Origin of the sequence: Bartonella vinsonii subsp. berkhoffii ATCC 51672 (assembly GCF_902825225.1) — a bacterium.
Classification (GTDB): Bacteria; Pseudomonadota; Alphaproteobacteria; order Rhizobiales; family Rhizobiaceae; genus Bartonella; species Bartonella berkhoffii.
Genome location: NZ_CADEAK010000001.1, coordinates 117875 through 142643 on the forward strand (window position 1 = coordinate 117875; position 24769 = coordinate 142643).

A 24769-nucleotide genomic window follows, 5' to 3' on the forward strand; every position below is an offset into this window, starting at 1 on the left:
AATATTGCCTCTCATCATTTAACGCAACAGTTGCGATACAAGTTGAGCTGTATAATCAACCATAGGTACAATTCTTGCATAATTAAGCCGTGTAGGCCCAATAACGCCTAAAGCGCCAATGACTCTTTGTTTTGAATCACGATAAGGTGCCACCACTAAAGAAGAACCAGAAAGCGAAAACAACTTATTTTCTGAACCAATAAAAATACGAACCCCTGAGCCTTCATCCGTTAAATCAAGTAGTTGCGCCATACTTTCACGCGTTTCAAGGTCATCAAAAAGATGTCGTAACCGCTCTAAATCTTCTTCGGCCTTCACATCTTCAAGCAAATTGCTACGCCCGCGAACAATAAGGTGTATTTTATGATCAGCATCTTCCCCTCCCCACAGCGCTAACCCCGTTTCAACAAGATGATGAGACAAGTGATCAAGCGCAGCCCGTGTTTCTGAACATAAACGGGCAATTTCTTCTTTAGCTTCACTCAATGTGAGCCCCTGAATATGCGCATTGAGAAAATTCGTTGCTTCTGTCAATTGTGCATGGGTAACCCCTTCTGGTAAACGAACAATACGATTTTCAACTTCACCTTGTTGAGTCACTAAAACAGCAAGAGCATGCTCCCCATCAAGGCGCACAAATTCAATATGCTTCAATGTTCCCTCATATTTTGTTGCTAAAACGAGCCCTGCCCCACGTGAGAGATCTGAAAGAATACGGCTCGCTTGGACAAGAAAATGTTCAACGGATTGTGCATGCCCCGCCTCCTTAACTTGCATTTCAATGCTTTCACGCTCCTCGTTTGGCAAATCACCTGCTTCCATAAATGCATCAACAAAAAATCGTAATCCTGATTGTGTTGGCATCCGACCTGCAGAAATATGAGGTGCATAAATCAAACCAAGATGTTCAAGATCACTCATCACATTGCGAATCGTTGCAGGAGATAATGTTTGCCGCAAAAGCCGCGAAAGATTCCGTGATCCTACAGGTTCACCATCATTAAGATAGGCTTCCACAATATGGCGAAAGATATCACGCGAACGTTCATCAAGATATTTTAGTTCATCATCAATAGGTTTGTGCTTCATCACAAATTTTTCACTACTTTAAAAACACTACTTTCCTATATAAGTTTTACCAAGTTTTGGTCAAATAGTCCAAAGTATTGAAGAAGCATATTATATCTTTTACCATAAAAAAAATGCTATCATCAAAAAAAGGGATCTACTATATATCTTTCCAATTATTGCCCACTCAAAATACAAAAGATTTCCTTTGCATGAACTATCATGAATATACAAAACATATCGCGTAAAACCGGAAAAACTCGCATATATGAGTGTTTAAACTGATCTTTAGAGCAACATACCCCTTTTATTTCTGGAGAAATTTCTATGAGAAGTCTAGAATCCAAGAAACTTGTCATTGCAACACATAACGCTGGCAAATTGCATGAAATTACCACTTTGTTTGCTCCCTTCGGTTTTACAATACAATCAGCAAAAGAGCTTGGATTGCCGGAACCAAAAGAAACAGGAACCACATTTGAAGAAAATGCCTACATAAAAGCCTTCGCCGCAGCAAAAAAAACAGGTCTTCCTGCTCTCTCGGATGATTCAGGCTTGGAAGTAGATACATTAGGCGGTGCACCAGGCGTTTATACAGCGGACCTCGCTCTTGAACCCGATGGCACACGTAATTTTCCAAAAGCGATGCAAAGAATAGAAGATGAACTCCAAAAAATTGGAGCACATGAAAAAAAACAACGGAAAAGCCGATTTATATCGGTCATATGCATTGCATGGCCCGATGGCTATTCCGACTATTTCCAAGGCAGTGTTGAAGGCACATTCATTTGGCCACCACGAGGAAATAAAGGTTTTGGTTTTGATCCCATTTTTTTACCAGATGGATATGAAAATACCTTTGGGGAAATGTCAACAGAGCAAAAACATGGCTGGAAACTCAATAATAAAACACCTCTCTCGCATCGCGCACGTGCTTTTAAACTTTTAGCCGAAAACCTTTTGACCCTCCCATGAATGAACCTTTTGGCATTTACATTCATTGGCCCTTTTGTGCAACAAAATGTCCCTATTGTGATTTCAATTCACATGTGCGCGTTCATGGTGTTGATCAACCACGTTTTGTCACCGCCTTTGAACGCGAAATAGAAACGCAGTACCATAAAATAGGTCCACGTCGCATTACGAGTATTTTTATTGGCGGCGGAACACCTTCTCTTATGACGCCTCAGACTGTCGATGCCTTGCTGCAAGCACTTGCAAAAAAATGGACTGTTGATGATAAAGTTGAAATCACATTAGAAGCTAATCCATCAAGTGTAGAAGCAGAACGCTTTCGTGGATATCGTGCAGCAGGCGTTAACCGCTTGTCCTTAGGTGTACAAGCACTCAATAACAAAGCGTTGCGACAACTTGGCCGTCTCCATGACGTGAAACAGGCTCTTCATGCTATTGCTCTCGCGCGGGAAATCTTCCCACGTTTATCTTTTGACCTCATTTATGCCCGCCCCGAACAAACATGCGAACAATGGAAATATGAACTTTCCCAAGCTCTTGATTTGGCAGCAGATCATCTTTCTCTTTACCAATTGACTATCGAAGAAGGAACCGCCTTTAAACGGCTTCATGACGCAGGAAGACTGGTCCTCCCCGCTTCAGAACTCGCAGCAGACTTGTATCATCTCACCCAAGAAATAACGGCACAGCACGGACTTCTAGCCTATGAGATTTCAAATCATGCAATCCCCGGCGCTGAATCGGCGCACAATCTTCTCTATTGGCGTTATCATGAATATGCAGGCTTTGGTCCAGGAGCCCATGGTCGCTTTATTGAGCGCCTACCAAATAATTTTTCTGCCTCTTCAAAAGCCCCTTGCTCTCAAATTGAAAACCGTGAACGTTATGTTACAATAAATGAAAAATATCCTGAGCATTGGCTTGAATTGGTAGAAACGACAGGACATGGCTGTATTGAGACAGAACAATTGACCCCATTACAACAAGCAAATGAAATGCTTCTTATGGGCTTGCGCCTTTCAGAAGGTTTGGATCTTGCGCGTTATGAAACCTTAAATCCCAAAAGTTTACCAATGGAAAAGCTTATTGATTTACAACAACAAGAACTCATAGAAATATTAGGAAACCAACGCTTAAAGGCAACAAGCAAAGGACGTATCCTTCTTGACCACATCATCAGCCAATTAGCAACCTAGAATCTCATGATTTGAACTCGTAATCCTGTCACTTAGAGCATAACATTCACTGTTTTCAATTTAAGAAGCAGGTGCTTAAAAATAAGCTTTTCATTATGCAAAAAAATCAATAATGAAACGTTCATAAATAGCAGTGAGGGTTTCCAATGCATCAAGAGTTACACACTCATCCACCATATGCATGGTTTGCCCCGGTAAACCAAATTCAACCACTGGGCAATAATCCTTAATAAATCGCGCATCCGAAGTTCCCCCCGAAGTAGAACATTCTGGTATATTCCCTGTTATACTTTCAATAGCATTTGATAAAGTCGCAACGAGTTTATCATTTTTGGTTAAAAAAACATCTCCCAAACTTGGAATCCATTCAAGCTGATAATAGGGATATTGATTACTGTTGTTTTTTGATTGCACTAAAGCAAGACGCTTTTCAATTTCTGTCATAAGCGTTTCTTTTGTCCAAAGATCATTGTAGCGTATATTAAAACGAATTATCGCCTGCTCAGGAATAACATTCACTGCACAATTACCCGTATCAATGGATGTCAATTCTAAATGACTTGGTTGAAAATTTTCTGTTCCTTGATCTAAAGTCGTTTGTGTCAACGCTTGAATAAGCTTACTTACTAAAGGTAATGGATTGGCTGCTCGCTCAGGAAAAGCAACATGACCTTGGCGCCCTTTAACTGTAATGCTACCAGAAAGTGATCCTCGACGTCCAATCTTTATCACATCCCCAACAAGCTTTACGCTTGTTGGTTCCCCCACAAGAGCCGCAGTCCATTTTTCATCTTTTTGTGCTGCCCATTTGAGAAGTTTCACTGTACCGTTAAGTGCAGGACCTTCTTCATCACCAGTAATTAAAAGGCTTACCGTTCCTTTAATGGATTGTTTCTTAAGGACTCGCGCCAACGCTGCAATAAAACAAGCAATCCCGCCCTTCATATCAACAGCGCCTCGCCCATATAATTTTCCTTGATTTACAACAGCTTCAAAAGGAGGGTACGTCCAATTTTCCAACGCACCTGGTGGCACAACATCAGTATGACCCGCGAAAATAAGATGCGGTCTACCCTCCCCCATCTTCGCATAAAGATTTTCAATATCTTCTGTATTTTTATCCGTAAAAACAGGGCGTTCAACACAAAACCCCATCTTCTTTAAAAATTGCTCCAAAGTTGATAAAGCACCTGCTTCATGCGGTGTCACAGAAGGACAACGAATAAGTGCCTGTAAGAGCTGAAGTGGATCTGTAAGGACCGGCATAAATGCTTTTCCAATCTGAACTTAAGAATGATGAAAGATTATTAAGCTGAATGACAAAAAAGATAAAGCAAAAACATTGAAGACACTCAGCAAGCCAAGTAGGGGAAGACAATCTTGCTGAAGCTTCAATGCATTGCTTATCATGTGATGAAGCACATACATAATGGAAAGGGAAATAAGAAGTTCCATTGAATATTGTCTTTTTCAAGGTTTTTTTTTTCATATTTCTAACTTATCCAACTCATAAGAATGAAAATTGATCGCTTGCAACGTGTGACCATTTTCTTTCAACCAAGCGCAATGGGTTTTACTCCCTGGGCAAAGTTTTTCACAAAGAGCCCAAAATTTTGGTCCATGATTCATTTCAATAAGATGGGCAACCTCATGCGCAACAACATATTCAACAATTTCTTTTGGTGCCATAATAAGACGCCAAGAAAAAGAAAGGCGTCTGTCTATCGAACAAGATCCCCAACGGCTCTTAGTATCTTTATAGCAAACTGATTTCACTTTACGTTCTACTTTCTCTGCATAATATGCAACCAAGGGTGTTATAACAAGCGCAGCCTGTTTTTTTAAAACATCCGCAACACGCCTTGGCAAATATTCTAATTGACCATAAACGATAATTTGAGGTTCTCGTCCCGCATTCCTTGCAATAATTTCCGTCACCCCACGTCCTTCTTTATGCCTGATAGTATGTGCAACACCTAATAAAGGAATCGTAGTACCTTCTTTGAGATAAGGACTCTTTTGAGAAACGCACACACGAGTAAGACGCGTTTCAATCCAAGAGCGGTTTTTTTCAATAAAAGCTTGAACCGAACAGAGGCTTATCGCTGGTGGTGTTATTACGCAAATTCCCTGCCCATTCGCATCAAAACGTAATGTGAGACGACGCGCATATTTATGCGTGCGTACTTTTAGAGGGACAACACGACCAGAAAAAATAAAAAGCTGTTCATAAATGATCATACATTATGTCTTCATTATCAATGAATGTGACTCTCACCCCGCATTAATTTGTTCAATCAATGATTTCAATACCCTTTCGAGGCAATCCAAATCTTGCGGACGCGAAAAACGATGATCTGCATCACGTACAAGTGTCAATGTTACATCATGTAAAGGCAAATGATTCAGTAAAGTCATTGTATGCTGATAGGGTATCTCCACATCTTCCATCCCTTGTAGGATATGGATAGGACATCCAACATCTATGCATCCCTTCATGACGCAGTTGTCTCGTCCATCTTCAATTAACGCTTTTGTAAAGGGCATCGGTTCCGTATCACCAACTGCAATTCGTTCAATATACTCTTTTTCCTCCAAAATTTTCCATTCTTCTGGACCTAACGCTGGTTCCACCAATGTTTGTGTAAAATCAGGAGCTGGCGCAATCAAGACCATACCAGCAAGCCTCTTGTTTTTTTGCGCTAGCATCAAAGCAAGCTTTAAAGCAATCCATCCCCCCATAGAAGAACCAATCAAAATCTGTGGTCCCTCACAATAAGCTTCAAAAATCGATAAACTTTCTTTAACCCAACGTGAAATCGTTCCTTGAAAAAAATCCCCTTTAGACTCTCCATGGCCAGAATAATCAAAACGTAAACAAGACAAATCATTCTTCTGAGCAAAACTATCAACCAACATCGCTTTGCTTCCCAACATATCAGATTGATAGCCAGGAAGCCAAACTAAACCTGGAGAACGACTGCCTTTGCGATAACGTACTGCGAGAGCAATATCTTCAAATGAAAAAAATTGGCACGGAATATTTTGATCCATTGTTCTTGTCCTCTACAAAACAGTTTACTCATAAAAGAAAAATTTCTCCTCTCAAAATTAAACCTTAAAGTCATCATCAAATAATGAAAAAAGCACGAATTCTAGTTGTTTTTCTGTATATAATTGTATATTAATTTTATGCTGTAGATGAATCAAAATTAAAGGAGCGTAAACCATTCGCAGACCATTTAAAATGACAACTACCCAGAAAGATGGGCCACGTTCAAATCAGGATATTCGAGTTCCTCGTGTTCAACTTATCAATGATGAGGGACAGCATCAGGGAATAGTTGCAATACAAGAAGCGCTTGCTATGGCCGCAGATGCAGGGCTTGATTTGGTTGAAATTGTACCAAATGCCGAACCACCGGTATGTAAAATTATTGATTTGGGCAAATTAAAATACCAGACTCAAAAAAAAGCTGCTGAAACGCGTAAAAAACAAAAGGTCATCGAAATCAAAGAGATTAAGATGCGTCCAAATGTTGATGTCCATGATTATGGTGTCAAGCTTAAAGCTATTCATCGATTTATTGGTAATGGCGATAAAGTAAAGATTACTTTGCGTTTTCGTGGTCGTGAAATGGCACACCAAGATCTTGGATTGAAGCTTCTTAACCGTGTTAAAGAAGATACAAGTGAAATTGCCAAAATCGAGTCTGAACCAAAACTCGAAGGCCGTCAAATGATGATGGTCATAGCGGCTAAATGATTTCTCATTGAGATGATGTACAGAATGCAATTCATTTAGAGTTGAATATGTGGATATGGTTTAAAAGCGCTATGACATCTCTCATGGTGCTTTTAAATGCGTGGCATGTGCATTAATCTCTTTCTTAAGTAACTGCTCTTTTTATCAAAAAAACTAACTGTCTTTTAATAATGCTTCAATCTTGCATAAAACAACGATAGAATATAGAAGCACTTTATGATCAAAAAACAAATTTCCGCTTTTGATAAACATCTTATCATTCGTCTTTTGCGAGAAAATTTTCATAAACATGCACGTTGGTACAGTGCAGCTGTTTTTGCAATGATCATTATTTCTTGCACAACAGCAGCGAGTGCATGGATTATGCGTGATGTTGTCAACTCTATTGTTGATGCGCAGAATTTTGGTATGATTGTTTTGATCTCTAGCATTATTGCTTTTATTTTTATTCTTAAAGGGATTGCAACTTTTGCCCAAACTTACTTTTTAAGCAAAGCAGGTAACAGTATTGTTGCTGAACAACAACGCAAAATTTATGCACGCCTGATGGAACAGGGTGTTTCTTTTTATCACAACAATACTTCCTCTGATCTCCTTGTTCGCGTAACCTATAACGCTACAGCGGTGCGTAATATTATTGATACAATTATCACAACTTTTGTGCGTGATTTGCTATCTGTTAGTGGCTTATTATTGGTCATGTTTATTCAAAATTTTACGTTAATCGCTATCACTTTAGTAGTAGGACCACTAGCTTTTTTAGGGGTACGAATGGCTTTAAAACGTGTTCGCAGTCTTGTGGAAAAAGAACTCCTTTCACTTGGTGAAATTATCAAAATTGTGCAAGAAAGTTCTATTGGTATTCGAGTCATCAAAGCTTTTTCATTAGAAGAACTGATGAAAAAACGGATGAATAAAGCCATTTGTGATGTTGAAAAACAAGCAAACACTATTGCAACACTTCAAGCCATTACAAATCCGATTATGGAAACGCTTTCTGGAGTTGCCATTGCAGGTATTATCTGCTTTTCTGGCTACCTTGCGACCCAACGTGCAGGCGTTCAAGGTGAATTCATGTCCTTTATTGTCGCTTTGCTTCTAGCTTATGAACCAGCAAAAAGACTAGCAAATGTACGTGTCAAAATTGAATCTGGCTTGGTTAATATTCGCACCATGTATGAAATACTTGACCATCCCATTACGCTCATAGAACATGAGCAAGCCAAAGATCTAGATAAAACACAAGGAATTATCCGCTTTGAAGATGTTTCTTTTTCATATGCGGATAACCAAATGGTGTTGAAAAATATCAATCTGGAAATAGAACCCAGAAAAATGACCGCATTGGTAGGACCTTCAGGATCAGGCAAATCAACCCTTATTAATCTGATTATGCGCCTTTATGACCCAACAAAGGGACGCATATTGATTAATGATCAAGACATCAAATATGCTACTTTCCGCTCTCTTCGAAACTTGATAGCCTATGTAGGTCAGGATACTTTTCTCTTTCAGGGAACCGTTAAATATAATATTGGTCTTGGAAAAGAAGGAGCCAGTGATGATGATATTATCAAAGCAGCGAAAACGGCCAATGCTCATGACTTTATTATCAATCTACCAAATGGCTATGATACACAGATAGGTGGTAATGGCCTTAATCTTTCAGGGGGACAAAAACAACGACTGGCTATCGCCAGAGCAATGCTTCATGATAGTGAAATCCTGATTTTTGATGAAGCAACAAGCGCTTTAGACTCACACACTGAAGCACAAATTAATGAAGCCCTTCATCATCTTACCAAGGGACGTACAACAATCGTCATCGCCCATCGCCTTTCAACGATTGCTCGCGCCCACAAAATTGTTGTTATAAAAAATGGAAACTTGATTGAACAAGGGACCCCAAAAGAACTGCTAGCAAAAGAAAATAGTTTTTATAAAAAACTTCATAATATCCAATTTAAAAAGCAAGTATCTTAAATTCTATGTATCTAAGTAAAATTTATAGGGAATCATATTCCTTTACAAAGAACAGGAATATTCCTATGAAGAAGGATTGCATTAAGAGTAGAAATTGGCAGAAGATTTAAAGTTTCTTGAGAAAAATTTATAGAATTTGTATGAGAATAAACTTTACCTGCTGTTTTGTTAAAGAAGCTTATCTCATTTTCAAAACAAAATCCCGATCATGAGAACTTCCTCATCCTCAGGATAAGGAGTGCAGTATCTTTAAATGGGGCATGTGAAAAGGAAGAACCTTAAGTTTTAAAGAACTTGCCAATAGATATGAAGCTGTGATGATTTATACCGCTTTTATCCATACCCATCCCTGTACTGCCTATTATAGATAGCACTGTGAGATGGAATTGAAACAATGAGAGATGCTAAAAGAAATATATCGAATGAGCAATATAATGATATACTTCTTTTTTGAAGAATATGCTCCCATTAAAGGGCATTATCAACAAAACCTAAAATTAGAACTTTAGCGCTTCAATTCTTAATAGTCTTTTTCGTAAAATATACCAACACTAGAATTCTTTTCATTCCCTATGGCGCCTTTAGCTTTGAGATGTCGTGAAATATCCAAATTAATTGTTCCTTTTGTCATTCCATCCGATCCTGCTTCAAAGCCTAAATAAACGTTATTGTGTATATAGCGCCCAACGCGTAAACCCGTATTACCCTTTTCATCAACGATAACATCAAGATCATCAAGACCAATTTTAGCCCGTAGCGCGTTTAATAAGGATGTATTAGAAGCACCAACAAGGTCTGCTGCTGCTGCTGCAAGCTGTGCAATCTGAAATGGTGATAATTCACTAAGAGAGCGGTTAAAAATCAAACGCGCGAGAACCTCGTCCTGTGGTAAATTAGGTTGCGAAGAAAAATGCACATCCAGATTATCAATTGTTCCACTTACAGTAACAGTGACACGAATATCACCAATATTATTGTTGGTCACAAAATAAACTGTAGGATCAAGCTTACCGCTAAAGCTTGCTTGTCCTTGATCAAAATTGAGACGTCGTGAAAGAATATCAAAACGTCCGCGAATCATCTGAAATTCACCAACCGGATGAACATCGTGTAATGGCCCTGCTAGGTTAATGCGTCCTCCCAATTCAGTGTCTAATCCTCGCCCTCGTACAAAAAATTGATTACGTGCAGTAATACGCATATTTAGAACAGTAGATGAAGATTTTTGAGAAACATCACGGTCTTGACTAAAGCTCTTAACATCAGCACGTTCAAGTGTTTTTTGAATCGATTTGGTTAAATTCTTATTTTTAACATCTAGAAATTTAGCATTTCGAAAATGATCAGGAACAACAATTTCTGCTTTTTCAACTGTAATATCACCACCAATAACAAGGTCACTCAAAAAATAACCCGTCATTGTCATCTTGCCTGATAATGTTGCAAAAATCATGGAACCATCATTATAATTGGCGCGATTGAGATTAAATACTAAATCTGCTTGCAAATCATTAGAAATACGACCCGAAGCAGAAAGAGACCCCCCTCCAGACGAAGAAGCAAAAGCTTTTTCTATAAGGATATGGTCACCATTTAATTTGCCTTCAAGCGTTATATTGTTCAATCCTACATTTGTTTGTGAATCAAAAAAACTACCATTGGCTATAGAAAAATGCCCTTTCAGCTGTGGCTGTGATAATCTCCCCTGTAAAGCTGTATCAATTCTTGCTGTACCCGTTACATGTGCACCACGCTTAGCTAACAATAAATCAATAAGGCCAAGAGGCATTGTTCCTTTAACATTCAATTTGGCATCTGAGCCATTAAGAGAAACAGGGCCATTTATAGAAAGATCTAATCCTTTATCTCCAGTTGCTATTATATTCTCAATATGAAAAAGCGATTTTTTATAAGAACCACGAGCACTCATATTGATCGATAGAGGCCCTTTATGGGTCATAGTAGTCAAACTTTGGCTAGAAAGATCAAAATAAGCAGATGGATCTTTTAGTGTTCCACTAACATCAACCTTGCCTACAATTTTTCCTTCAAGTGCTTGTCCTTCAATAAAACTATTCATCAAACGGGCAGGAAAATCACGCAAGTTAATATGGAGATCAAGTTTGTTTTCATTCAAAGACACACCCCCTTGCGCTTGTGCGTGTAATCCTTCTCCCGTTAAGTTTGCATTTAAAGTCAAGTTTTTGTCTACTGTCTTACCTGTAGCAGAAAGCACAAAAGGCATTATTTTTTTATCTCGAAGCGCAATAGTTGTAAGCCCTTCACCTTTTATATTATAGATTAGATTAGGTTTTTTCAAATGACCTCGAATCATCACTTGCCCTGTTAGAGTACCTGCTGCTCCAAGATCGGATTTCCATAAATTAGCTAAAGAAGCAGGAAGAGCATTCATCGTAAGATGCAGATTCAAAGTATCTTGAACATTTCCTGAAAGCAGAACTGCTCCACCATTAATGGCAACTCCTAAGTCATTTACTGTCATACCATCTTTATCAAAAACAATTGTAGCAGGTTTAGACAATTTCGCGTTAAGATTGGATTGTTCAACATCTATCGTTTCAATCTGCACTTCTCGTTTTATACCTACTGGAAGTCCTACCATCGCCACATGTCCAGAAAACTTTGCGTTGGTATTATTAGGCAACACGGTTTGAACAATAAAAACTGTTTGCCCATTCTTCCTATTGGCTTGAGCATTTAAACGATTAACCATTATCAAAGGCGTTTGGATATGCTCCGCATAGATAAAACCCTCAAACTGTGCCGTACCAAAAGGGTCAAAGACATCTGCTTTAACTTCCAACTTTTTAATTTTATTCTTTGCAAAGCTTAAATGGTCAACATGCGCTTTGAAATTGGCTTTTTGTTTGCCATTTTGTTCATCAAAAACAAAGTCCCCTTTTATTTTTCCGCTGCTTTCCTGTAAAAATAATGCAGCAAATTCTGAAATATCATCAGCGTCAATACGTAAAGCTCCCTTCACAAAATCTCCCATTTGAGAAAGGTCACCTGTTATTTTTGCTTTTCCTCCTTTTATCTTGATATTTTCAAGTTTTCGAATCCGATGAGAATCCTTAAAAGAAGCAGATAAATACAACGGCTTCTTAGCAAAAGTTCCTTCCCCTTTTACAGAACCCGTTAAAAAAGGTACAGGCAATGTATTATCCATCAGTGTTTGCATAGTCAGTGTTGTATTTTGGAGCTTCTTGCCCATTAAAAATGCTTCAGCAATTTGGGCATGTGTATTAAATTTTATAAGACTATTGCGTCCTCTAGCAGTACTGCGAATTGTGAGTACACCTTTCATTCTTGAATCCAACCTAGAAAGATCAGATAGTTGAGCATATAAATCCATCTTAGCGCTTTCACTTGAAAAAGTGCCATCAGCCTTTATTCTCGCGTATTGACTTTTCAAATCTAAACGACGCAAAATGAAACCTGTCTTGTTGTGAGCAACACCACCTGAAAGAGTAAAATTTCCCTTCAACAAACGATTGAAAGGTTCCACACCTATTTTCATATTGTCAGTCATTCCTGATAGTTCGAGATCAAAAATGCCATCCATTAAACCAATAACTCCTTTGGCTTTAATATCCGCACTACCAGAGAATGTTTTTTCACTCAACAGATTAAAAGGAGCAAGTGTTTGAGCTTTTAAACCAAGATCGCCTTTAAAAACAAAATGATCTATTTTGCCTTTTAACCAAGCAGAAAAATCTTGACTCGTAATACTAAAATCATGAACCAAAACTGGTTTTTTAGAAACAATATCTGTATCTAAATGCACATTAACTGTTTGGTCTAGACTTTCTACCGACACACCTTTATTTTTTTCAATCCCTCGAAGAGTTCCCTTAACCTGAATACCAACATGACGAGAAGTTGCATCATCAAGATTTTCGCTCACTCCTCCCATAACAAAAATTGCATCACGAATATGAATATTTTTATTGCGCAAATGATGGAGCACAAGCCGTCCATTCCATGATTGTTGCCCTTCGCGGCCATAGTCAATATTTAATGCAAGATTATCCGCACGCACTGGTGCTCCTGATGCTGGTAAATGCGGTGCCCCATTTTCCTTATCCAGAGCCATTTTGCCATCAACAAAAAGCCGCCGCAAAAATCCATCGGCTGCTATTTCAGCATTGGCTACAACATTTATCGCTTTACCCTCAATCACTATATGATCAAGATGTGTCACGCCTTTTGCTGTCATTCTTGCCTCTGCCTTTAACGTGACATCAGATTCAAAGAGGCTATGATATTGAGGAGGCATTAAAGAGCCAAGTGTGCCCACAAGTTTAGTAGAAAAGCTGTGTCCTTCTGCAATACTTGCGAGAACAACATCCCCATCTAAAATAGTATGGTGATCCACTTCTAAGGAAAGTTTGACAGCCAAATCATCAAAAGTACCGTCACCTTTAAGCGCGAACTTTAATGCAGGGCGCTTTTCAATGTTAAAGATATTTGCCAAAATGCCATTTTGTGGTTCATCCGCAAGAATATCAATTTTAGCTGTACGGTCGTTATCGTATATCTTCGTTAGAACAGAAAAAGATCCTAATGCATCTAAACGATGAGCCGCTAACTCAGCATCAAAAACACCATTCGCTAAAGCTAAATTCCCTTTTAAGGATACATCAGCAGAAAAACCTAAAAGGTCCTGTTCAAATATCACATGTTTAGCCGTAAGTGTATCAATAGAGAGAGCAAGTGGTAATTTTGGTAAAGAAAATTTTCCTGACTCAAGAGATGATATAAGAAAAGAATTGCCCTGCGGTTTGCGTAAAAATGTAACCTGTTCCAATGAAAGTTGGTTAACATCCATGCGCCCCCTCAACAATGCTAATCGATTCCAATCCATTTTAGCATTGGCAATTTTAAGCCATATACCTTTTTTATCACTCACAGTAATGACACCGATTGATATCTCAGAAGATAATACCCCTTGGACATTATGTAAACGAACTTGGCGATTAGGCGCTGAAAGTCTACGTTCAATCAAAGAAATAAACCATGAACGATCATCCACTATCGCTTCTCTAGAGAGCAAATTGCTTTTTTGCACAAAAACAAAAACGCTTGCTACAAAAAATAAAAAGCCAAATAAGAAAGCCAATAAACGTACATTTTTTTTCATTAAAATGCTTGCCCTATACCCACATAAAAACCGATACGAGGATCACCTTTTTCCCGCTTAAGAGGAAAGGCTAAATCAACTCGCAAAGGCCCAAGACCTGTCATATAGCGACCTCCAATACCAGCTCCCCATTTAATGTTTTGAGAAAAATCAAAACGTACCTTCTCCCCTATGAGACCTCCATCAAGAAAACTGACAAGCCCTATCTTATCATTTAAAGAAAAACGTAATTCTGCCGTACCCTCCACAAGTGCCCGCCCCCCAACAACAGCATCATTGTCTGTTTTGACACCAATATTACGATAGGCATAACCGCGAACAGATCCACCACCACCAGCAAAAAAGAGCGTATCCGAAGGTACTTGTGCTGTATTGCTTCCAAGAATTGTACCAAGCTTTGCACGCGCGGCAAAAACAAAACGCTCCTTTTCATCCAATGTCCAATAAGAACGACCTTCTACAGTCATTTTTGCTACAAAATTATGAGAGCGCATTTCATAAAAAGGCTCAACAAACACTTCACCATATAAACCTTTAGTTGCGTTAAACTTATTATTACGACTATCGTAAATGACACTACTTGGTAACCCAATTGTTGTAAAATTACGGCTTCCAAAATAGATATCGCGTGAATAACCATTGGAAACTTCTACAGCAACTTGACCCGATAAATTACCATTAAAGATATGCGTTATACCCAGCTTTCCTTTGATGGCTTTTGTCGTGTAATTATCTAGGACATCTTGCTGAATTTTCAGTTCTGACCTAAAATCTGTATCAGGAGTAAATATACCAGGTTTTATAAATGTACCACCGAGAAGATAATCAAAATTTTTCAGATTATAGGCTTCCTCTTTATTGCTCCCAATACCGCTTACTTTCGTCTCAATTTTGAGGTGTTCCGCATGGCCAAAAAGATTGTTATGCATCCAATAAGCTTCAAAACCAGCACCATCTAATGTTGAATAACTACCACCTGCTCCAAAACGACGGGGTTTACGTTCCTCCAAAACAAGCGTAAGCGGTAAACTCCCATCAGAGTTAATTGTATCAGCCTCAAGTATATTCACAGCACGAAAAACATTAAGTCGTGCAAGTCTTTCATTCGCCTTAGCTAACGCATCAGAATCATATTTTTGGCCTATCTTCAATCCTGTCATCCATGCAATATAGGCTGAATCTACACGCGGTTTCTTACTCACATTACGCACACTTAAAGGACCATAATAAGCTTCTTTTCCAGGATTAACGGCAATTCGCGCATCAATAAGGTGCGCAGCATGATCAGCAACGACTTCACTCTTAACAACTTTAGCTTTAGCATAACCTTGTCGACGCCATCCTTCAATCGCCCACCTTTCTGCTTTTAAAATACTTTCAGATTTGGCAACAGTGCCAACCTTATACCCCAATTCTTCCATTGTGGGCATTCTATTGACTTTATATTTTACAGATGGAGCAACTTTATCGATTCCAGCAGCATTAAAAATATATTGTGGACCAGCATTAATCATAATAACAATATTGGATTGTGCTGGGAGTTGAGTTACAGGACTCAAATCTGCAGCTTCTAAGCCATTAATCTTAATACTAATAACACCACCATAACGCCCATCAGCATAAAGAGCAGAAAGAATTGCCCGATAATCTGAGCGGGCTTTAGCTAATAAACCAGAAGAACTAGATGCTTTCCCTTGATCAGCAATAAGAGAAGACACAGCCTTCACGATTTTAACACCTTCTGGTGGTGCACTTGGTGGAGCAATAACATTAACTTTATAAAATTTTTCTGTACCATTATAGGAGGAGGAATTCGTTTTCTTTTGACCGAAAAGAGGAATGCCAAAAAACTCAAATGCTGCCAATGGCTGCGGAAAAGCACAGATGAAGCATAGACTTATCAACACACTGCGCATGGTTCCTGATTTTAACAAAACTCCCGTTTGGTATACCATCAAATCAGATACCTTCAATATACTTTACATCACTTTAGTACTATAAATAACGTAGAACAAGAAAGATAAATATATCTACTGTGTCTATTTCACATGTTTGATCACATCAAATAATGTTCTTTTCTTGCAATGCATAATATTTCCTCCCCTTAATATTCACGAATTCCGGCATTGCTGTGCAACACAAATAGCCTTATTTCCTTTCCCTACCATATTCATTTAGCGCATTATAAATCTTTTATTTCACCGCGTATAATCATGGTTAAATTTTTACAAATTACTCTCCATTACTACACTACAAAAACCTGCGCACCTATATAGATCTCTCTACCCCAAAAACCATAGAGACACTTCTTGATTTTTATGTGTAGATATGATTGTCTTTTTTCATCAACTGGGGGAGGGAGGAAAAAACTGATGATTGCACGTATTACAACTGTTGCTTTTCGCGGTCTAGAAGCTATCCCTGTTGATGTACAGGTTATGATTTCCTCCGGTAAAATAGGAATGGCGATTGTTGGACTAGCCGATAAAGCAATTGGAGAAAGCCGTGAACGTGTGCAAGCCGCTCTCCATGCTTGTGGACTTTCTATGCCTAACAAACGCGTTACTATTAATCTTGCACCAGCGGATTTACCTAAAGAAGGATCACATTATGATTTGCCAATTGCTGTCGGTTTAATGCTTGTTATGGGGCTTATACCTCCCGAAGTGGCACAAGAGTACATCATTTTAGGCGAATTATCACTGGATGGCTCACTTACAGCTGTCAATGGTGTTTTACCAGCTGCAATGACAGCTTTATCACTCGATAAAGGTCTCATTTGTCCTTACCCATGCGGACCTGAAGCAGCATGGGCTAACGCAGAGATGAATATTCTTGCACCTGAAAGCCTTCTGACGATAGTCAATCACTTCAAAGGAACGCAGATTCAAAAACGTCCACAACCACGCCAGTACACAATTCAAACTGAACTTCCAGATCTTTGCGAAATTAAAGGACAAAAAACCGCAAAACGCGCATTAGAAGTTTGTGCCGCTGGACGGCATAATCTCCTATTTGTAGGCCCTCCTGGTGCAGGAAAATCTATGTTGGCACAACGTTTACCTTCTATTTTGCCACCTCTTGATAGCCGTGAGCTTTTAGATGTTTCTTTGATTGCTTCTATCACAGGAGAAACAGTGCATAATACCATTTCACTCCACTGTCCTTTTCGTGCTCCCCATCATTCTGCTTCCATGGCTGCAATGATCGGTGGTGGCCTTAAAGGGCGACCAGGAGAAGTTTCACTTGCACATAATGGTGTGTTATTTCTCGATGAATTGCCTGAATTTTCTCCACAGGTCCTTGATTCTCTTCGTCAACCTTTAGAGAGTGGAGAATGTGTTATCGCCCGCGCTAATCATCATATCAGCTATCCTGCTCGTATCCAACTCATTGCTGCTATGAACCCTTGTCGATGTGGTATGGCGGGAGAAAAAGACTATGTTTGTGCAAAAGGATTACGCTGTCAAATTGATTATCAATCCCGTATTTCTGGTCCTCTGCTCGACCGAATTGATTTGCGGATTGATGTCCCTGCTTTAACAGCTATGGATCTTATGCAACCAGAACAAGCAGAAAAAAGCTGTGATGTTGCAAAACGTGTCGTACGGTGTCGTGCCATTCAAGCCAAACGATTTGCAGCTTTGGGTCTTAACAATATTCGCACCAACGGTGATTGTCCTGCTAAAATCATCGAACAAATTGCCATTCCTGATCAAAATGCTGCTAAACTCTTACGAGACGTGAGTGAAAAAATGCACCTTTCTGCACGCGCCTATCATCGCATTCTCAAAGTTGCACGTACCATCGCTGATCTCGACGAAGCAGAACATCTTTCACGTCATCATCTCGCAGAAGCTATTTCCTACAGACTAAGCACTGAAAGATTAACAACTCTCTCTTAAGAAGAATATTCATCAATAAAAACTCATTGGAAAATAACGCAAATAAAGCTCCGCAAGTTTGCCATCATTTTCGAGAGATTTCAGAGCATAATTGAGTATATCAATTAACTTGTCGTTCTTTTTTGCAACAGCAAGACGCATTCCTTGCCCCAATAACTGGGGACCCATATATGCACCCCCAACAAAATAGCAGCAATCATTGGATTTTGGATCATTGAGCCATAATGATAAAGCAAATCCATCATCAAAAATAAGATCAATTTTATGATCTTGGAGCGCTTTATAGAGTTCTGCTCTATCTTTAAACGCTTGCCATTGAGCTTCGGGAAAATAGTTACGAAAGAGTTTTTCGTGCGCACTCTTGAATAAAACTCCACTGCTTAAGTATGTAAGCTTATCGCTTATTGGTTCATCAAAATTCACAAGTCGAGAAGCAACAAATCGAGCCGGAAAGCGGAGATAAGACTTTGTAAAAACAAGATCTTGATGTGTTTTTGATGTTTCTTTTAAACCAGCAATAATGACTTCTGCACCACCATCTTTAACATGCTCTACAAGCTCTTCCCAAGGAACAACTTCTACCTCACACAGTTTCTCAAGGTTTAATTTTGAGCAAATAGCGCGCAATAAATCGATATGATAACCTGCAAGGTACCCTGTTTTGTCAAGAAAGTTAAAAGGAGGAAAGTCAAAAGTTGTCACAAAACGCAAACGAATGATACCTGTTGTATCAGGTGGTAGCAAATGTTCATGCGAAGCAAAAAAAGAGGGAAGCCCTCCAGCTGTTTTTGCTTCTGCAAAAGAGAAAAACAGAAATCCCCATGCTACACAGAAGACTCCAATAAGAACATGGAATCCCTTTATAAGTTTCCTTGTTTTCAAAATCTTATCCCCCCATTTTCAAAACGAAAATATAACTTTTTCAGTAACAATATCTAATGCACTTCACTGAAATATCTGCTGCTTTCATGAATTAAAATTGTTGCTATTCTTTCAAAAATCAAAAAATAACTGTTTCGCTATAGTTTTCAGAATAAAGGGGAGTGCCAGAATTTTTGCGAAAAACTCTTCACAAAAATGTACAAAAGAAGTGGTTCCTTTAGTTTGAAATGTCAATAAAAAACCTTTGCACTGTCGTCGGTTTTATTTTTTTCTAGGTATTTTTATCAAACAAAGAATATTTTTTGTGTTTTTTTTACAAATGCAAAATTTTTCCCTTAAGAAAACGCATTCTGATTTCTCTTCTCTCAGCAATCAGTTATACATATTTTTGACCTTACTAGATAATTTTATCAAAATCTTTTGCATGACCAAAATATAATGCACAAGCATATCACTCGTTTTTAAACATTACATAAAAGCACACAAATAAATGATATAATTTGATAGAATCACTCACTTACACATCGTCGAACGAACACGCATAAAAGCACAAAAATTGCGCTTTCTCCCTCTCATAAAAAAGCAATATCATTTTACTGCTCGTGTAATCACAAAATCCAGGTCCCTATCCATCTCCATTTAAAATATGCATATCTCATGAACATGAACTTCATGAGATCAATTTTGCGTATTTTTACATCTAATACACAACACAGCAGTACAAAAATGTTTGTGTATGCACAAAGCATTCTCCCTCTATCTGTATCGACAGATGTTGAATATCAAGCTGATATACAGTAAATATCTGATATGGTTATTCCATAAATGATTGGACAGAACGTTAAGTTTCGGAAAAGTTGATGAAATATCGCAAATTGAATACAGAAATGGATTAACTTTATGAGTGATGAAATAACCTCGCCTACACAAAATGGTGACTATGATGCTACTTCTATCAAAGTTCTCAAAGGTCTTGATGCTGTACGCAAACGTCCTGGCATGTATATCGGTGATACAGATGATGGTTCAGGCCTGCACCATATGGTCTATGAGGTTGTAGACAATGCTATTGATGAAGCTTTAGCCGGTCATGCTACTCTTGTAAACGTCACACTCCATGCTGATGGCTCTTGTTCTGTTCGTGATAATGGACGTGGAATTCCAACAGATATTCACCCAACAGAGGGTATTTCAGCAGCTGAAGTTATCATGACACAGCTTCATGCAGGCGGAAAATTTGACCAAAATTCTTATAAAGTTTCAGGTGGGCTACACGGTGTTGGTGTCTCTGTTGTTAATGCATTATCCGTTTGGCTTAAATTGCAAATCAAACGCAACGGCAAAATTCATGAAATGTCATTTACCCACGGCGTTGCTGATTCTCCGCTAAGCATTATTGGCGATTGTGATACAGAAAGTGGAACGGAAATCAGATTTTTACCAAGCCCTCAAACCTTTACGATGATTGAATTTGATTTTGAAACTTTAGAACGTCGTTTGCGGGAACTCGCTTTTTTAAATTCTGGCATCCATATTCTTCTTGTTGATGAACGTCATGCTGATATTCGATCCGTTAAACTCCATTATGAAGGTGGATTAATTGAATTTGTCAAATATATTGACCAAACGAAAAAAGCGCTTCTTGATAATCCTATTTACATTGCAAATGAAAAGGATGGTATGAGCGTCGATGTTGCCCTTTGGTGGAACGATTCCTATCATGAAAAAGTCTTGTGTTTTACAAATAATATTCCGCAGCGTGATGGCGGAACCCACTTAATAGGTTTTCGTAGTGCTTTGACGCGTCAAATTAATGGATATGCTGAGTCCTCAGGCATTGCAAAAAAAGAAAAAGTTAGTTTAACGGGTGATGATTGCCGTGAAGGACTAACCGCTATTCTTTCAGTCAAAGTTCCTGATCCTAAATTTTCTTCACAGACAAAGGACAAATTGGTCTCTTCTGAAGTACGCCCTGTTGTTGAAAATTTAGTGAATGAAGGTCTTTCAGCATGGCTGGAAGAACACCCGAATGAAGCAAAGTTGCTTATTAGTAAAGTGGTGGAAGCTGCAACAGCACGCGAAGCAGCACGCAAAGCACGTGAACTCACAAGACGAAAAGGCGCTCTTGATATCACTTCTCTACCAGGAAAACTTGCCGACTGCCAAGAACGTGATCCAGCAAAATCGGAAATTTTTATTGTCGAGGGAGATTCTGCTGGTGGTTCAGCAAAAAGTGGACGTTCTCGCCAAAATCAAGCGATCTTGCCTCTCCGCGGTAAAATCCTGAATGTTGAACGAGCACGATTTGATCGAATGCTTTCATCGGACATGATTGGAACACTTATCACCGCTCTTGGAACATCCATTGGTAAAGATGAATTTTCACCAGATAAATTACGTTACCATAAAATCATCATTATGACAGACGCGGATGTTGATGGGGCGCATATCCGCACCCTTCTCCTTACCTTCTTTTTTAGACAAATGCCTGAATTGATCGAGCGTGGACACCTCTATATCGCTCAACCACCTCTTTATAAAGTATCACGGGGAAAATCTTCTCAATATATTAAAAATGAAACAGCATTCGAAGAATTTTTAATCAATACGGGTCTAGAAGAAGCAACTCTTGAGTTGTCAACAGGTGAGATGCGCGCAGGTACTGATTTGCGCCAACTTGCTGAAGACGCTTGTATATTACGCCAACTTTTAAATGGTCTTCACACACGCTATGATCGCACGGTTGTTGAGCAAGCAGCTGTTGCTGGTATCTTTAATCCTGAAGCTCTTTCAACACCAGAAAAAGCGCAAGAAACAGCAGATAAAGTCGCAAATCGTCTTGATTTAATTGCTGATGATATAGAGCGTGGTTGGAGCGGTCAATATAGATCAGATGGAAGTTTATGTTTTGAACGTATTTTACGCGGCGTTAAAGATGTTATTATCTTGGATGCAGGACTTATCAATTCAGCGGATGCGCGGCAAATTAATCGTATTTCTAAAAGTTTCGTAGAAATATATAGCCCTCCCCCACTTCTACACCGTAAGGATAAATCAGAGCGTATTTTTGGACCCATGAGTTTATTAGAAAGCATTTTTGCAAATGGTAAAAAAGGTCTTACTCTCCAACGTTATAAAGGTCTTGGAGAAATGAATGCTGAACAGCTTTGGGAAACAACTCTTGATCCTAATGCGCGCTCTCTTTTACAAGTTAAAATCAATGATGCCACCGATGCAGATTCACTCTTTTCTCGTCTCATGGGTGATGAAGTTGAACCTCGGAGAATTTTTATTCAAGATAATGCCTTAAGCGTTGCCAATCTCGATATCTAAAGGTACTCTTTTGTTTCTGGCTGTATAAACATCGTGGTTTTATACGTTGTTTTTCGTATTTGAACATTCCTTCTCATTTCAACTACGATAAAAGAAAAACTAAGGAAGGTCATGCATATGGCAGCTGAAACAGAACGGGTAGGAACCAAAGGTGGTATGGAGCATTCTTTTGGCTTTACAAGAGTCGATGAAGCACAAAAACAATCTATGGTTGATGGTGTGTTCCACTCTGTTGCTGAAAACTATGATAAGATGAATGATATCTTATCATTAGGACTACACCGTGTGTGGAAAAACTCTATGGTAGCATGGCTTTCTCCACCAGCACTTTCCCATTGGAAAGTTCTTGATGTAGCTGGAGGTACTGGTGATATCGCTTTCCGCATTCTTAATGCTTCACGCCAAAAAGCCCATGCTACAGTGCTTGATATTAATGGATCAATGCTCAGTGTTGGTAAAAAACGTGCACAAAAAAACGGTCTCGCCCCTCTGATCAATTTTGTCGAAGCCAATGCAGAACATCTTCCCTTTGAAGATCAAAGCTTTGACGCTTATACTATTGCTTTTGGAATCCGCAATGTGCCTCATATTGACAAAGCTCTTAGAGAAGCTTTTCGCGTTTTAAAACCGGGTGGACGTTTCCTCTGTTTAGAATTTTCAGATGTTGAAATGCCTTTGCTCGACAAACTTTATGACTTTTGGTCTTTTTATGCCATCCCTAGGATTGGTCAAATCATTGCAAATGATAGTGATGCTTATCGTTATTTGGTTGAATCTATTCGCAAATTTCCTAAGCAAAATGATTTTGCCTATATGATCAATCAAGCAGGTTTTTCACGCGTATCCTACCGCAATCTTACAGGTGCGATCGCAGCATTGCATTCAGGTTGGAAAATTTAAAATGGTGCAAATTTCTACTTACTTTCAATTGATGCGCGCAGGATGGGTTTTAGCGCGTGAAGGCGTTTTAAGCGCTCTACCTCACGAGGATCTTCAAGGATTTCCTGCATTATGTCATCGTATAGCAGGCATATTAGCACGACGAAAAACAAAGAAAAAGCAACGCTGTGAAAATATAACTTATGCCATCAATAAGCTCGGTCCCTCTTACATAAAACTTGGTCAATTTCTTGCTACCAGACCCGATATTGTTGGACATGATATTGCAGAAGATTTGTCACAGCTACAAGATCGTGTTCAAACATTTTCTTGCACTGCTGCTATTGCACAAATTGAAAGTTCACTTGGTCGTCCTATCAATGATTTGTTCGTAAACTTTTATCCCCCCATTGCTGCCGCTTCTATTGCCCAAGTTCATCCTGCTGAATACGATGATGAAAACGGTCATATAAAAAAATGTGCGGTTAAAGTCATCCGCCCTAATATTAGAACACGTTTTGCTCAAGATCTTAGAAGTTTCTATCTGGTTGCCCATTTACAAGAGCGTTATATACCAGCTTCTCGACGGCTGCGCCCTATCTGTGTGGTTGACACTTTGGCACAAATCACACGTATTGAAATGGATTTACGATTAGAAGCAGCTGCCATATCAGAAATGGCTGAAAACATTCAACAGGATACAGGCTTCCGGGTTCCCAAAATCGACTGGGAGCGAACAGGACGCAATGTTCTCACAATGGAATGGATTGATGGTATAAAAATATCTGAAATTTCTACCCTCAAAGAAGCTGGTTTTGATTTACAAGCGCTTGCAATTACGCTTATTCAGTCTTTCCTTCGCCATACATTGCGTGATGGTTTTTTTCATGCCGATATGCATCCTGGTAATTTATTTGTAGATCCAAAAGGATGTATCGTTGCTGTTGATTTAGGAATTACAGGGCGATTGGGCAAAAAAGAAAAGCATTTCCTTGCTGAAATCCTTTACGGCTTTATTACCCGCGATTACCATCGCGTAGCACGCGCCCATTTTGAAGCAGGATATGTGCCTCCACACCATAATATTGAGAGCTTTGCTCAAGCCAATCGCGCTATTGGTGAACCAATTCATGGGCAATCCGCGCAAAGCATTTCCATGGCTAAATTGCTCACATTGTTGTTTGAAGTCACTGAATTGTTTGACATGCAAACACGACCTGAACTTTTATTGCTCCAAAAAACTATGGTTGTCGTTGAAGGCGTAGCCCGTACATTGGACCCTCATTTTAATATGTGGAAAGCTTCTGAACCCGTTGTTAGAGAATGGATTAGCAAAAATTTAGGGCCTGTTGGAATTGCAAAAGACTTCAGTGAAGGGGCACAAGCACTCCTTTCTCTGGCACGAAAAACGCCACAATTCATACAAAATTTTCAACGTATGGAAGAAGATCTCAATAAAATGAGAGAAACAGGATTTAACCTTTCACCTCTCACCCTTAAACAACTTGCGCGTGAGCAAAGTCGCACCAACCGTTATGGTCGTTATAGTTTGTTCATCATTGCGCTTTGTTGTGTTTGTCTCACTTTTTACATTTTTCATCTTTTCTAATCTGCTCAA

At 39.0% G+C, this 24769-nt stretch carries 15 protein-coding genes; 8 read left to right on the top strand and 7 right to left on the bottom strand.

The features are described 5' to 3' along the window. Window positions 1-18: 18 nt before the first annotated feature. The gene (gene hrcA / locus J7R10_RS00450) at window positions 19-1089 is read right to left on the bottom strand and encodes a heat-inducible transcriptional repressor HrcA (RefSeq protein ID WP_010704550.1); all 1071 of its coding nucleotides are present in this window, start codon (window positions 1087-1089) and stop codon (window positions 19-21) included. A gap of 306 nt (window positions 1090-1395) precedes the next feature. Between hrcA and rdgB the strand changes: the two genes are divergently transcribed. Continuing rightward, window positions 1396-2043 (top strand): RdgB/HAM1 family non-canonical purine NTP pyrophosphatase, encoded by a 648-nt coding sequence (rdgB, locus tag J7R10_RS00455; protein ID WP_010704549.1) that lies wholly within the window; start codon window positions 1396-1398, stop codon window positions 2041-2043. Next, complete coding sequence (gene hemW / locus J7R10_RS00460) at window positions 2040-3239, top strand: radical SAM family heme chaperone HemW (protein ID WP_010704548.1); 1200 nt, start codon at window positions 2040-2042, stop codon at window positions 3237-3239. Before rdgB ends, hemW begins: the two co-directional genes overlap by 4 nt. A gap of 93 nt (window positions 3240-3332) precedes the next feature. Here the strand turns inward: hemW and dapE are convergent, their stop codons facing one another. From dapE to J7R10_RS00475, 3 genes are all read right to left on the bottom strand, one after another. Continuing rightward, a complete protein-coding gene (gene dapE / locus J7R10_RS00465; protein WP_010704547.1) occupies window positions 3333-4505 on the bottom strand; it encodes a succinyl-diaminopimelate desuccinylase in 1173 nt (390 codons plus the stop codon). Window positions 4506-4724: 219 nt separating this feature from the next. Next, window positions 4725-5480, bottom strand: coding sequence for a M48 family metallopeptidase (locus tag J7R10_RS00470; protein WP_010704546.1), 756 nt, complete (start codon window positions 5478-5480; stop codon window positions 4725-4727). A 33-nt stretch (window positions 5481-5513) separates the two neighbouring features. After that, the gene (locus tag J7R10_RS00475) at window positions 5514-6293 is read right to left on the bottom strand and encodes an alpha/beta hydrolase (RefSeq protein WP_010704545.1); all 780 of its coding nucleotides are present in this window, start codon (window positions 6291-6293) and stop codon (window positions 5514-5516) included. Window positions 6294-6486: 193 nt separating this feature from the next. Here J7R10_RS00475 and infC point away from each other — a divergent pair, with 193 nt between their 5' ends. Together infC and J7R10_RS00485 are read left to right on the top strand one after the other, a co-directional pair. Beyond that, window positions 6487-7005: a translation initiation factor IF-3 gene (gene infC, locus J7R10_RS00480; RefSeq protein ID WP_010704544.1), complete on the top strand. Its 519-nt coding sequence runs from the start codon at window positions 6487-6489 to the stop codon at window positions 7003-7005. A gap of 216 nt (window positions 7006-7221) precedes the next feature. Continuing rightward, complete coding sequence (locus tag J7R10_RS00485; protein ID WP_010704543.1) at window positions 7222-8988, top strand: ABC transporter ATP-binding protein; 1767 nt, start codon at window positions 7222-7224, stop codon at window positions 8986-8988. A gap of 520 nt (window positions 8989-9508) precedes the next feature. Here J7R10_RS00485 and J7R10_RS00490 read toward each other — a convergent pair. Beyond that, on the bottom strand, window positions 9509-14152 hold the full coding sequence (locus J7R10_RS00490) for a translocation/assembly module TamB domain-containing protein (protein ID WP_010704542.1): 4644 nt from the start codon (window positions 14150-14152) through the stop codon (window positions 9509-9511). Beyond that, complete coding sequence (locus J7R10_RS00495) at window positions 14152-16107, bottom strand: autotransporter assembly complex protein TamA (RefSeq protein WP_010704541.1); 1956 nt, start codon at window positions 16105-16107, stop codon at window positions 14152-14154. The genes J7R10_RS00490 and J7R10_RS00495 overlap by 1 nt, the downstream gene beginning before the upstream one ends. Before the next feature lie 417 nt (window positions 16108-16524). On the opposite strand from J7R10_RS00495, the gene J7R10_RS00500 reads away from it, so the two are divergent. Next, entirely contained in the window at window positions 16525-18057 is a 1533-nt protein-coding gene (locus J7R10_RS00500; protein WP_010704540.1) for a YifB family Mg chelatase-like AAA ATPase, read from the top strand. Window positions 18058-18069: 12 nt separating this feature from the next. Here J7R10_RS00500 and J7R10_RS00505 read toward each other — a convergent pair whose 3' ends face one another. After that, on the bottom strand, window positions 18070-18939 hold the full coding sequence (locus tag J7R10_RS00505; RefSeq protein ID WP_010704539.1) for an ABC transporter substrate-binding protein: 870 nt from the start codon (window positions 18937-18939) through the stop codon (window positions 18070-18072). A 900-nt stretch (window positions 18940-19839) separates the two neighbouring features. Between J7R10_RS00505 and gyrB the strand changes: the two genes are divergently transcribed. The 3 genes from gyrB (at window position 19840) to ubiB (ending at window position 24760) form a co-directional block, all read left to right on the top strand. Next, window positions 19840-22272, top strand: a complete 2433-nt coding sequence (gene gyrB, locus J7R10_RS00510; RefSeq protein WP_010704538.1) for a DNA topoisomerase (ATP-hydrolyzing) subunit B — start codon at window positions 19840-19842, stop codon at window positions 22270-22272. Between the two features lie 117 nt (window positions 22273-22389). Next, window positions 22390-23172, top strand: a complete 783-nt coding sequence (gene ubiE, locus J7R10_RS00515; RefSeq protein WP_026501270.1) for a bifunctional demethylmenaquinone methyltransferase/2-methoxy-6-polyprenyl-1,4-benzoquinol methylase UbiE — start codon at window positions 22390-22392, stop codon at window positions 23170-23172. Between the two features lies 1 nt (window position 23173). Further along, entirely contained in the window at window positions 23174-24760 is a 1587-nt protein-coding gene (gene ubiB, locus J7R10_RS00520) for a 2-polyprenylphenol 6-hydroxylase (protein ID WP_010704536.1), read from the top strand. Window positions 24761-24769 lie beyond the last annotated feature (9 nt).